We start from the raw sequence: 12,051 nt of genomic DNA on the forward strand, positions 1-12,051 counted from the left end.
ACCCTGGTTGTCCGAAGTGCCGGTGATTCCGGGCACTTGGGGGGTAGATAACCCCGGTTGCCAGATCTGCGGGGAGAGGGGCCCCGTCATGAATCGGTGCCGAGGGGGGCATCATGCAACCGGACGGTCACGGTCCGTGTCCATTTTCTGTGGGACGACCGTGCCCCGCCATTGACGCGCCCGAGAGGGTCGAGGGGGATCGGATCGGGCGGTGGGACCGACAGACACGCGCCGGTCTGCGCGTGTGGGGGGGAAGACTCATGACGTCGACGCCGACGGGCGCCGCCCGGCACGAACAGGAATACGACCCGGCACAGACATACGATCCGTCACGGACCACACAGCTCCGGGTGCCCGCGCACCGAAGCACCACCGGCGCCCTGCGCCGGATCAAGAAGACGCTGCCGAGATACGACTACGAGCACTACAGCCGGCTCGCGGGCCCCCTCACCCAGCCCGATCCGAGCAGGCCGTACCAGGTGCAGTACCGCTCGCTGCTCTCCCAGGAGCCGCACCGCGTGCGCGCCGCGCTGATGCTGGGCGCGGCCCCGCTGCTCTCGCTGGTGCTGCTGACCTGGCTGCTGCAGCCCGAGCACTGGACCCAGCGGGACTACCCGGCCTACGACTTCCTGCCGGCCCTCGACATCGTGATGCTGGTGTCGATCGGCCTGATCGAGTTCTTCCGCTGCATGAACGTGCTGTCGAACGCGCACGCCACCCTGGTCGCCCGCGACCCGGTCCCGGTGGTCCCCGAGACCGGCACCCGGGTCGCCTTCATCACCACGTTCGTGCCCGGCAAGGAACCCCTCGACATGGTCACCCGGACCCTGGAGGCGGCCGTCCGGCTCCGCCACCGCGGGCTGCTGCACGTCTGGCTGCTCGACGAGGGCGACGACGCGGAGGTGAAGGCGGTCTGCGCCCGCCTGGGCGTGCACCACTTCAGCCGCAAGGGCGTCGAGAAGTGGAACCGCCCCAAGGGCCCGCACCGCGCCAAGACCAAGCACGGCAACTACAACGCCTGGCTGGAGGCGCACGGCGACGAGTACGACTTCTTCGCCTCCGTCGACACCGACCACGTCCCGCTCCCCAACTACCTGGAGCGGATGCTGGGCTACTTCCGCGACCCGGACGTCGGCTTCGTCATCGGCCCGCAGGTGTACGGCAACTACGACACGTTCGTCACCAAGGCCGCCGAGTCCCAGCAGTTCCTCTTCCACGCCCTGATCCAGCGCGCCGGCAACCGCTACGGCGCCCCCATGTTCGTCGGCACCTCCAACGCCGTACGCATCAGGGCGATCAGGCAGATCGGCGGCCTGTACGACTCGATCACCGAGGACATGGCGACCGGCTTCGAGATGCACCGCGCCAAGAACCCGGCGACGGGCCGGAAGTGGCGCTCGGTCTACACCCCGGACGTGCTCGCGGTCGGCGAGGGCCCGAACTCCTGGACCGACTTCTTCACCCAGCAGCTGCGCTGGTCCCGGGGGACCTACGAGACGATCCTCAAGCAGTACTGGAAGGGCCTGTTCAGCCTGGGTCCCGGCAAGCTCTTCAACTACACCATGATGATCATCTTCTACCCGATGTCCGCCCTCAACTGGATCCTGGCGGCGCTGAGTTGCGCGCTGTTCCTGGGCCTGGGTGCCTCGGGTGTGAACATCGACCCGACCGTGTGGCTGATGCTCTACGGCAACGCCTCCGCGCTCCAGATCGGCCTCTACATCTGGAACCGCCGGCACAACGTCTCCCCGCACGAGCCGGAGGGTTCGGGCGGAGTGGCCGGCATGGTGATGTCGGCCCTCTCCGCACCCGTCTACGCCCGTTCGCTCATGGACGCGGTACTGCGCCGCAGGAGCAGGTTCGTGGTCACGCCGAAGGGCGAGTCGGCCAGCCCCGACACCGCCTTCGGGACGTTCCGGATCCACTGGTTCTTCATCGTCGTCTTCGGCGGTTCGCTCGTCTCCGGCTTCCTGAACGGCCACTCGCAGCCGGCGATGCTCACCTGGGCCTCGCTGGCGCTGCTGATCACGGCCGCGCCGATCTTCGCCTGGCAGTACACGCTGCGCAAGGAGCGCGGGGCACCCGTGGCGGCGGCCGAGCCGGAGGACGCGGTGCCGGCCGGATACCTGCCCGCGGGACACGCGCCGCAGCAGCGGCCGGCCTGGACACCGCCCACCGGCACGAACACCGAACAGACCATGCGGATCGCGCTCGGCGGGCTGGGGGGTCGTAAGGAATGAACGAGAGTGCCGGCCGCCGCCGGGCTCGTCGTCTCGCGATCGGCACGGCGGTGGTTCTCGTCCTGGCCGGGATGAACGGGCCGTGGGTCTACCGCTTCGGGACCGAGCAGTACCACCAGTACAAGATCAACAGACCCGAGTACAAGGCCGAGAACGGCCACTGGGACGTCATCGAGTTCCCGAAGGAGTACCGCCAGGACACCATCCACGCGGTACTCCTGCACACCGGGAAGGTGCTGCTGGTCGCGGGCTCGGGCAACAACCAGGACAACTTCGACGCGAAGATCTACGACAGCCGGATCTGGGACCCCGTCAAGGGCACGGTCAAGAAGGTCCCCACCCCGGCCGATCTGTTCTGCACCGGGCACACCCAGCTCGCCGACGGCAACATCCTGATCGCCGGCGGCACCAAGCAGTACGAGAAGCTCAAGGGCGACGTCAAGAAGGCCGGCGGCGTCATGATCCTCTACAACGAGAACCCCGACAAACCGATGACCCTGCCCAAGGGCACGAGGTTCACCGGCAAGCAGAACGGCAAGACCTTCGTCTCCGACGACTCCGCGCTGATCCCGCGCGCGACGAAGGTCTTCGACAAGAGCACCGGCAGGTTCCTGCGGAACAACCCCGGTTACGCGCGGGTGATCGTGGAGGCGCCCGAGCAGGGCACGAAGTACGAGACCGGCACCCAGGACAACTACAGCATCGAGGGACTGACCGGCGCCGACGCCCGCAACACCTACGGCATCGCCAACAAACTCGGCCTCGACAAGCGGGACTTCGAGGGCATCAAGAACGCGTACGAATTCGATCCGGTCGCCGAGAAGTACATCAAGGTCGACCCGATGAACGAGGCCCGCTGGTATCCGACGCTCACCACCCTGTCCGACGGAAAGGTGCTCAGCGTCTCGGGTCTCGACGACATCGGGCAGTTGGTCCCCGGGAAGAACGAGGTCTTCGACCCGGCGACGAAGACCTGGACGTACACGAAGTACAAGCGCCAGTTCCCGACCTATCCCGCGCTGTTCCTCCTGCAGAACGGCAAGCTCTTCTACTCGGGTTCCAACGCCGGGTACGGGCCGGACGACGTGGGCCGTGACCCCGGGATCTGGGACGTGGACACCAACCGGTTCACGAAACTCCCCGGGCTGAGCGACCCGAACATGCTGGAGACGTCCGGGACCGTGCTGCTGCCTCCGGCGCAGGACGAGAAGTACCTGGTGGTCGGCGGCGGCGGGGTCGGCGAGTCCGAGCTGTCGACGAAGAAGACCCGGCTGATCGACCTCAAGGACGCCGACCCGAGGTTCACGGACGGGCCCTCGCTGGAGAAGGGCACCCGGTATCCGCAGATCTCGGTGCTGCCGGACGACACCGTGCTGGTGTCGGGCGGCTCCGAGGACTACCGGGGCCGCAGCGACTCCGACATCCTGCAGGCACGGCTCTACGACCCCGGAGCCAACTCCTTCAAGCGGGTGGCCGATCCGCTCGTGGGGCGGAACTACCACTCCGGGTCGATCCTGCTGCCGGACGGCCGGGTCATGTTCTTCGGGTCCAACCCGCTCTACGCGGACAGGGCGAACACCAGGCCGGGCGTCTTCGAGCAGCGGATCGAGATCTACACCCCGCCCTATCTGTACCGGGACTCACGGCCGTCCCTGAGTGGCGGTCCGCAGACCATCGCCCGGGGCGGTTCGGGGACGTTCACGTCCCAGCACGCCTCGACGATCAAGAAGGTGCGGCTGATCCGGCCCAGCGCGACGACCCATGTGACGGACGTGGACCAGCGCAGCATCGCGCTGGACTTCACGACGTCGGGGAACCGGATCACGGTGACCATGCCGAAGAACCGGAACCTGGTGCAGTCGGGCTGGTACATGCTGTTCGTCGACGACGACCAGGGGACGCCGAGCAAGGCGCAGTGGGTGAAGGTGCCCTAGGGGTGCCCTACGGGGTGTCCCAGGGGGTGTCCTCCACGCGGGACAGCCAGGTCGTGAGCAGTGTTTCGAGCGTCTCGGCCTCGGCGGGGGTCAGCGCGTCCAGCAGGCGGCGCTCGTTGCGCATGTGGTCGGTGAACGCGCGGTCGATCAGTTCGCGTCCGGGTCCGGTGAGGGCGACGATCCGGCCGCGCTGGTCGTCGTCGGAACGGCGGCGGGTGACGAGGCCGGCCCGCTCCAGGCGGTCGATCCGCTTCGTCATCGCGCCGGTGGTGACCATGGTGTGCGCGGCGAGCTCGCCGGGTGCCCGCTCGTAGGGCTCCCCGGCGCGGCGCAGGGCGCACAGCACGTCGAACTCGCCCTCGCTCAGGCCGTGGCGGTCGTAGACGAGGCAGAGTTCCCCGGTCAGCCGGCCCGCCAGGCGGTGCAGCCGGCCGATCACCCCCTGCGGGGTGACGTCGATGTCGGGCCGCTCGCGGCGCCAGTCGGCCTGGATGCGGGCCACGTGGTCCATCGGTTCGCCGTGCTCCATGCATTCCATAATAGCTTCCCGGGAAGCTATATTGCCTTCCATGGAAGCTAACGCACGCTGGGTGGCACTGACCGCCGTCGCGCCGGTGGCCTGGGGAGCCAACTACTACGTCACACACGAGTTCCTGCCGGCCGACACCCCGCTGTACGGGGCCGCCCTGCGGGCGCTGCCCGCCGGCCTCGTCCTGCTGGCCCTGTGCAGACAGCGGCCGCGCGGTGCGTGGTGGTGGCGGTCCGCGGTCCTCGGGCTGCTCAACATGAGCGTGTTCTTCGTCCTCGTCTACACCGCCTCCCAGCTGCTTGCGACGAGCGTCGCCTCGACCGTCATGGCGGTGTCCCCCCTGACGATGACGCTGATGGCCTGGCCGCTGGTCTCCGAGCGGCCCCGGACCGCCCACCTGGCCGGCGCCGCGATCGGACTCGGCGGGGTCTGCCTCATGCTGCTCACGGGGGCCGAGGACGTCAGCATGCCGGGAGTCCTCGCCTCGGCCGCCGCCATGCTCGTGTCGTCCTTCGGCCACATCCTGGCCAAGCGGTGGAACGCCGGTACCGACGTACTCGCCTCGACCGCCTGGCAGCTCACCGCCGGAGGTCTCTTCCTGCTCCCGGTCGCCGCGGCGGTGGAAGGGCCGCCCCCCGCACTCTCCCCGACCGCGCTCCTCGCGTTCGTCTACGTGGCCCTGGTCGCCACCGCGCTGGCCTTCGTCGCCTGGTTCACCGGGCTGCGGCACCTGCCCGCGGGGACGGTCGGACTGATCGGACTCCTCAACCCCCTGACCGGCGTACTGCTCGGCACGGTGGTCGCCGGAGAGGTGCTGACGGGCCGGCAGCTGCTCGGGCTGCTGCTCGTCCTGGCGGGCGTCACCCTGGGCCGGCCCGCCCGCGCGGGCCGGCCCGGACAACGGCCGTCATTCCTCAGGAGGTTGACGCCCCGGCCAGTTTCAGGGCGTAGGCCGGCCACCAGTCCCCCGCCTGCGGCCCGCCCTTGCACGTCCCGTCCGACTCCCCCGGGCGCTTGACCCACAGATAGGCGTCCACCAGCGGATCCGCCGTCTTCGTGGTCGGCGTCTCCCCCAGCGCCCGCCCCGGCGGATTGCACCACCGCTCTTCCGGATTCCCACCGCTGTACGGGCCGTTGCCGTTCCGGCTCGTGTCGATCACTAAGTGCTTGCCGCCCACCTTCTGCGACAACTGCTTGCCGTAGGCGATGGAGTCCTGGGTGGAGTAGAAGTTGGAGACGTTCACCGCGAAGCCGTCGGCCTGCGCGACGCCCGCCTGCTGGAGCGGCTGGTAGATCTGGTCGGGGTGACCCCAGCCGGCGTTGCCCGCGTCCAGGTAGACCTTGGTGTTCTTCAGGGACTTGAGCTTGGCGATCGCGCCGCGCAGCAGGTCGTAGCGCTCCTCGGCGAACCGGGCCTGCGTACAGCCGTCGACGAGGTGGAGTACGGCGTCCGGTTCGAGGACGACGGTCGCGGGACGGTCCTGGATACCTCGGGCGACCCCGTCGATCCATGCCCGGTACGCGTCGCCGTCGGCCGCGCCGCCCTGGCTGTACTGGCCGCAGTCGCGGTGCGGGATGTTGTAGAGGACCAGCAGGGCGGTGCGGTCGGACTTCTGGGCGGCCTCGGTGAAGCCGCGCGCCTCCTGCTCCGGGTTCTCCGGGCCGATCCACTCGCCGGTGGGCTGTGCCGCTATCCTGCGGATCCGCTCGGCGTCGGCGTCCTTGCCGGCCTTCGCGTAGGCCTTGACCTGGCGGGCCGCGTTGGAGTCGGGGTTCACCCAGAACGGGTCGGCCTCCTTGGGCTGCTGGATGAGCGCCCTGTCCGGGCTCGCGGACGGCTTGTCACCGTCCCCGCCGCCTCCGGAGGAACACCCCGCGACCAGTAAGGCCGCTCCCAGCGCCCACGCGCAGGCCGCCGACCGGACCCCCCTGCTGTCGTACATCCAATTCCCCCCTGGGTGTACTGGGTCAGGCCCCAATCGTGACATACCCACCGCACTCGCCACGAGGTCACGCAAGCCTTGTCGGTGACCTGTTACAGCCGGAGTTGACGGGCGCGGTGGATGCTTGGCGGGACCGGAACCTAGGCCCGGGCGCCCGTTCCCCTCTACAGTCGCTTGCAGGCGGCTCTCCCCCTCGGGCCCGCCTTCCCAGCCTCCCGCGCCGGTCGCCGGGTTACTCCCGCAGCCCGAGCGCGCGCGGTTGAGGACCAGCCGGGTCGGCGGCCTCAGGGGGAGCGGGCCGCCGACCGGGCCGGGCCGGCGAGCCCCGGCCGGACCTCCGGTCAGGCCTTGCGGCGCCTGACCACGAACACCAGAGCGCCGCCGAGCAGCAGCGCGCCCGCGCCCACCGTGGCGGCGACGGGCAGCATGCCGCTGCTTCCCGTGCTGGCGAGGGAGCCGGTGGAGTCGTCGGCGGTGGCGACCGTCTGGGTCCCGACGCCGTTGCCGTCGGTCTTGGCGGTGGCGGACGCCGACGGGGTGGCCGTGGCGGTGGCGGAGCCGCTGTCACTGCCCTCGACCTCGACCTTGACCGCCGCGGTGTTGTTGGCGTGGTCGTGGTCGAACTCCAGGGCGGTGTCGTACGACGTCGTCGCCCGGACCTCACCAGTGGTGGTCTTCGCGCCCTTGCGGATCTCCAGGCCGAACCGGAAGGTCCGGGTATCCCCCACCTCGAACTGGTTCGGCTCGGGGAAGCAGATGTACTGCGGGGCGCCCGGCGTCCGCTCCCCGGTGCTCGACTGAGACTCCGGGTTCCACACCCGGCACCGGTCGGCGATCTCCACGGCCTTGGTCCCGGTGGGGACGGTGAACAGCAGCGCGGGCTGGTCGTCGCCGACGTCGTTGGCCATCCGGGCCGGGCCCTCGTTGCTCAGCGTGAGGTCCACGTGCACCAGGTCGCCCGGCGCGCCCGCGGCGGTGTCGCCGCCCGCGGCCATGTCCGCCGTGTTGTCGACCATGACGTACTGCCTGCCGAGCTCCACGCCACCGGTGTCCGCGGCTCCGGCGGCCACGAGGGAGAGCTTCGGGCCGCTCCCGGACGGCGCCTTGGCGTCCTTCACGGGCAGGGCCTCGCGGCGGATGTACTCGTACAGGGCCTGCTTGCTCACGTCCAGCTTGAGCGGCTGGTCCAGCCGGTAGCTCTTGCCCGGCTCGACGGTCGTGTCGAAGGTGCACAACGCCTGCTGGGTGGTGCCGTACAAGTCACCGGAGGCCGTGGAGTAGGAGCAGTTGGAGAACCTGTCCGCGTAGGAGAGGCCGGGGGTGGTGAGCACCTGGAGCTGGACGCCGTTCGCGGGCAGGGAGCCGGTGTTGCTGATGGTGAGCGGGGACTCGATGGTGGAACCGGGCTTGTCGCCCTTGCGGTCGGCGAGCTTGTTGACCTTCAACTCCACGTCGCCCGCTGTCACTTCGACGGTCTTGGAGACCACGGTGCCGTTCGACGAGGTGCCGCTGAGGGTCACCGTGCCCTTGGTGCCCAGCGGGGTGCCGTCCTTCGCCCGCAGGTCCACGAAGCCGCCTCCGTTGTTGCCCTCGTGGACGTCGCCGAGCGCGGGCGCCGTGTAGGTGTCGACCGTCTTCCCGTTGACGGTGACCCAGTCCTTGACCTGGCTGAAGTCGAGCTTGACCGTGACGTCCTTCGCGGCGCCCGGCCCGTCGTTGTCCAGGCCCCAGCTGATCTGCGGCGGATCCTGGGTCGGCACCGGCACCCCGATGTTGTCGTTCACCACGAAGATGTGCACCACGGGCCCGCCCGCGGCCTGCGCGGACGTGGCGGGCAGCCATACGGCGACGGCGGCGGCGAAGGCGGCCAGTACCGCCCCCGCCTTGCGTCGGCGGTTGATCATTCTTGCCCCTCCCCGCGGAGCGCACTTCGCTCCGCCAGCCACTCAGACACCTCACAGACACCAAGGGTTGTCCTGGAGTTCGAGTGGCCGCCGCGGGTATCTACAGCCCGCCGCCCGTGAGGTACGCCGAGACGACCACGTTCGCCGTGTAGCGGTGGGCCGTCCGGTCGAAGGTGCCGCCGCAGGTGATCAGGCGGAGTTCGGCGCGGCCCGACTCCCGTGTGCCGTAGGCCTGTTGGGCGTCGAAGTGGTCGCGGGGCAGGACCTGCACATCGTCGACGGTGAACTCGGCGACCGTGCCGTCGGCGCGGACCACGCGGATCGTCTCCCCCGGGTGCAGGGCGCTGAGCTTGTAGAAGACGGCGGGCCGGGTCTCGGTGTCGACGTGCCCGACGAGGAGCGCGGTGCCGGCGGCCCCCGGTTCGGTTCCGGAGCCGTACCAGCCGACCACGCCGGGCTGGTCGAAGGGCGGCGGGTCGATCCCGCCCTCCCGGTCGAGGCCGCGAGCGACCACGGGGGCCTGCACGCTCAGGTCCGGGATGTCGATGCGCTCGGGCAGGGCCGAGTTCAACGGCTTGGCGGCGGGCGGGAGTTCGGCGCCGGCGGGGCGGCCGACGGCGGCCACGTCGCCCGTGGTGGGCCCGGACATACCGTCGGGTGCCTCGGTCACCCCGCGGCCCCACAGCCACAGCCCGAGCAGCAGGATCGCCCAGGCCACGCCGGTCAGCAGCCGTCCGTCGCCGGCGGCGGGTTCGGTGTCGTCGGACATGGTGGTGCCGCTCCTCAGCGCGGGCCGCGGCTCCGACGGGCGCCCAGCAGCCCGACGGCGGCCGCGGCGAACCCGGCGAGGAGAAGTCCGGTCACGGCCTGCGCGGTGTCGGGGCCGGAGGCCCGGGAGTCCGCCGAGGCGAGCGGGGCGGTGCCCCCGCCGCCCGCGTGCACGGGCGCGACCGGCGAGGACAGCAGGGCGTCGGGCGCGTCCAGCTGCCCGCCCTGCTGTGCCACGACGGTGATGGTGCCGGTGACCACGGAGCCGGCGCAGCTGACCTTCACGGCGTAGGAGCCGGCGCCGGCCGTGGAGCGGACCCGGGTCTCGCCGGCCAGCGTGCCGTCGGAGCCGCTGAGGCGGGCGTCCGAGACGAAGGCCGTGGAGACGGCGTTGCCGGTGGTACCGGAACAGCCGCCCACCCGCAGCGCCACCTCGGAGCCGGGGGCCGGGGCAGCCGGGGTCACGGTGACCCCTCGGCCGTCCGCCGCCTGGGCGGCCGCCGGGGCGAGGGCGGCGGCGCAGCCCAGGAGTCCTGTACAGAGAGTGAGGCGAATTGAGCCCATCGTGAACCTCCAGATATCTGGAGGCTCCCCCGCACCGGGCGCCCCCGCATCCTCGGGAGGCGCCGTATTGCTCCGTACGGGTGAGGTCAGGTTTCGTACCCGGCCGGCCGGAGCGGATTCAGATGAGGTCGACGAGGTCCGCGATCGAGTCGACGACCTGGGAGGGACGGAAGGGGTAGCGGTCGACCTGGTCGGGCTGGGTGACCCCGGACAGCACCAGGAAGGTGCGCATCCCGGCCTCCAGACCCGCGAGGACGTCGGTGTCCATCCGGTCGCCGATCATCGCGGAGGTCTCCGAGTGGGCGCCGATCGCGTTGAGGCCCGCCCGCATCATCAGCGGGTTCGGCTTGCCGACGAAGTACGGCTTCTTGCCGGTCGCGGCGGTGATCAGCGCGGCGACCGAGCCGGTGGCGGGGAGGTCGCCCTCGGTGGACGGACCGACGTTGTCGGGGTTGGTGGCGATGAACCGGGCACCGTCGTTGATCAGGCGCACGGCCTTGGTCAGCGCCTCGAACGAATAGGTGCGGGTCTCGCCGAGGATCACGAAGTCGGGCTCGTGGTCGGTGAGGATGTACCCGATGTCGTGCAGCGCGGTGGTCAGGCCGGCCTCGCCGATGACATAGGCGCTGCCGCCGGGCCGCTGGTCGTCCAGGAACTGGGCGGTGGCCAGCGCGGACGTCCAGATGTTGTCCACCGGCACGTCGAGACCCATCCGCCGCAGCCGTGCGTGCAGGTCACGGGCGGTGTAGATGGAGTTGTTGGTGAGCACCAGGAACGGCCGCCCGGACTCCCGCAGCTTCTTCAGGAAGGCGTCCGCTCCGGGGATCGGCACACCCTCGTGGATGAGGACGCCGTCCATGTCGGTGAGCCACGACTCGATGGGCTTGCGGTCTGCCATGTTGGTGCGTCTCCTGGCGTGCGGATGGCGTACGTGCGGTCATGCGTGAGCTGGGGGCGCCGGAACCACGGCGTACCGACGCCCCCCAGCCTAGACACACGCGGGATCGCCCGGGAATGCCCGTCTCACCAGGCAGTTGAGGTACGGCTCAGCGCCGTCTGCGCGCCACCAGGAACGCGCCCGCTCCTACGGTGACGAGCGCGAGCGCGGCCGTGAACAGCCCGTGGGCCAGGCCGACGCCGGTGCGGGCCAGTTCGCGGGCGCGTTCGCCGGCCTCCTCGGCCTCCTCGGCGAAGGGCAGGCCGCTGCCGGGGGAGGCGTTGGGGGCGTCGCCCGGCCCGGTCACCGGGCCGGTCACCGGGCCGGTTCCGGAGCTCCTCCCGGAACCGCTTCCCGGACTGCTCCCCGGGGTTGCGTCCGAGTCGGCCGAATCGGTGGCGGGGACGGCGGCGGTGGCCGTCGTGGTGTCGGTGTCGGCGTCGGTGGCCGTGGCGGGAGCGGCCGGGGTGGCAGGGGCCGCGGGAGTGGCGGGGGTCGCGGAGGGTGTGGGGGTGGCGCTCGGGGCCGGTGGCGGGTCGTCGCCGATGCCGAACCGGTAGTCGTTCGACTCCCCCACCCAGGCCCCGTCCGACCCGTGCCGCTGTACGGCGGCCGCGTTGACGGTGACGGCGTTCGGGGTGACGGCGTCGGAGGTGACGGTGAGTCTGACCTTCACCGACACGGTCGCCCCCGGTGCCAGGCTGAACCCGGGGAAGTCGTTCCCGTCGAACACGCCGACCAGCTCGGACTGGTCGGTCGGCTCCAGCCGGACCGGGCGGGTGTGGGGGCCGTCGTAGAACTCCAGCTCGGTCTGGGAGGCCTTGAGGACGCGTTTGTCGTCGACGAGGACGACGACCGGGTGGATGTCGGTGCAGGTGCGGCGCGTGGTGTTGGTGAGGTCGAGGTACCAGGTGCCGAAGCCGCCGCCGGGGTCGTAGACCGAGGTGCCGTCGTGGATGCGGGTGGTGAGCGGGAAGCCCTGCTCGTCGGCGCCCGCGCAGGACGCCTCGACGGCGGTCAGGGCGGTCGCCGCCGGCACGGGGGCGAGGACGGCGGCTGCGGCCACGGCCACGCAGAGGGACAGGGACGTGCTCAGTCGCATGGTCATGTGATCCTGCCGCGCCCGACCCGGGCCGGCAGGCCGCCACTCCGCGGAACGCCCCGACTCCGCTCGATCAGCCCTCTACCGGCTCGGCCCGGCCGACCCCCGCGCCGACCCCCGCTCCCGGCTC

The 12,051-nt window shown here is 70.7% G+C and carries 10 protein-coding genes; 3 read left to right on the forward strand and 7 right to left on the reverse strand.

Features of this window, described 5'->3' with window-relative positions:
* Positions 1-260 precede the first annotated feature (260 nt).
* Together ACIRR9_RS17395 and ACIRR9_RS17400 are read left to right on the forward strand one after the other, a co-directional pair.
* Positions 261-2,240 carry a glycosyltransferase family 2 protein gene (locus ACIRR9_RS17395; RefSeq protein WP_403752070.1) on the forward strand — a complete coding sequence of 660 codons (1,980 nt, stop codon included), beginning with the start codon at positions 261-263 and terminating at the stop codon, positions 2,238-2,240.
* Complete coding sequence (locus tag ACIRR9_RS17400; protein WP_403752073.1) at positions 2,237-4,174, forward strand: galactose oxidase-like domain-containing protein; 1,938 nt, start codon at positions 2,237-2,239, stop codon at positions 4,172-4,174. Before ACIRR9_RS17395 ends, ACIRR9_RS17400 begins: the two co-directional genes overlap by 4 nt.
* 7 nt (positions 4,175-4,181) lie before the next feature.
* Here the strand turns inward: ACIRR9_RS17400 and ACIRR9_RS17405 are convergent, their stop codons facing one another.
* On the reverse strand, positions 4,182-4,703 hold the full coding sequence (locus ACIRR9_RS17405) for a MarR family winged helix-turn-helix transcriptional regulator (RefSeq protein ID WP_403752076.1): 522 nt from the start codon (positions 4,701-4,703) through the stop codon (positions 4,182-4,184).
* 40 nt (positions 4,704-4,743) lie between these two features.
* Here ACIRR9_RS17405 and ACIRR9_RS17410 point away from each other — a divergent pair, with 40 nt between their 5' ends.
* Positions 4,744-5,721, forward strand: a complete 978-nt coding sequence (locus tag ACIRR9_RS17410; RefSeq protein WP_403752079.1) for an EamA family transporter — start codon at positions 4,744-4,746, stop codon at positions 5,719-5,721.
* Here ACIRR9_RS17410 and ACIRR9_RS17415 read toward each other — a convergent pair.
* The 6 genes from ACIRR9_RS17415 to ACIRR9_RS17440 form a co-directional block, all read right to left on the reverse strand.
* Positions 5,618-6,646 carry a glycoside hydrolase family 6 protein gene (locus ACIRR9_RS17415; protein WP_403752082.1) on the reverse strand — a complete coding sequence of 343 codons (1,029 nt, stop codon included), beginning with the start codon at positions 6,644-6,646 and terminating at the stop codon, positions 5,618-5,620. The genes ACIRR9_RS17410 and ACIRR9_RS17415 overlap by 104 nt on opposite strands.
* Before the next feature lie 341 nt (positions 6,647-6,987).
* Complete coding sequence (locus ACIRR9_RS17420) at positions 6,988-8,550, reverse strand: LPXTG cell wall anchor domain-containing protein (RefSeq protein ID WP_403752085.1); 1,563 nt, start codon at positions 8,548-8,550, stop codon at positions 6,988-6,990.
* A gap of 100 nt (positions 8,551-8,650) precedes the next feature.
* Positions 8,651-9,319, reverse strand: coding sequence for a class F sortase (locus ACIRR9_RS17425; RefSeq protein WP_403752088.1), 669 nt, complete (start codon positions 9,317-9,319; stop codon positions 8,651-8,653).
* 14 nt (positions 9,320-9,333) lie between these two features.
* On the reverse strand, positions 9,334-9,882 hold the full coding sequence (locus ACIRR9_RS17430) for a hypothetical protein (RefSeq protein ID WP_403752091.1): 549 nt from the start codon (positions 9,880-9,882) through the stop codon (positions 9,334-9,336).
* A gap of 118 nt (positions 9,883-10,000) precedes the next feature.
* Positions 10,001-10,780 (reverse strand): HAD-IIA family hydrolase, encoded by a 780-nt coding sequence (locus tag ACIRR9_RS17435; protein ID WP_123976709.1) that lies wholly within the window; start codon positions 10,778-10,780, stop codon positions 10,001-10,003.
* A 148-nt stretch (positions 10,781-10,928) separates the two neighbouring features.
* The gene (locus tag ACIRR9_RS17440) at positions 10,929-11,921 is read right to left on the reverse strand and encodes a hypothetical protein (protein WP_403752094.1); all 993 of its coding nucleotides are present in this window, start codon (positions 11,919-11,921) and stop codon (positions 10,929-10,931) included.
* Positions 11,922-12,051: the final 130 nt, after the last annotated feature.

It is taken from the genome of Streptomyces sp. NPDC101234 (assembly GCF_044767525.1).
GTDB classification, from domain to species: domain Bacteria; phylum Actinomycetota; class Actinomycetes; order Streptomycetales; family Streptomycetaceae; genus Streptomyces; species Streptomyces sasae.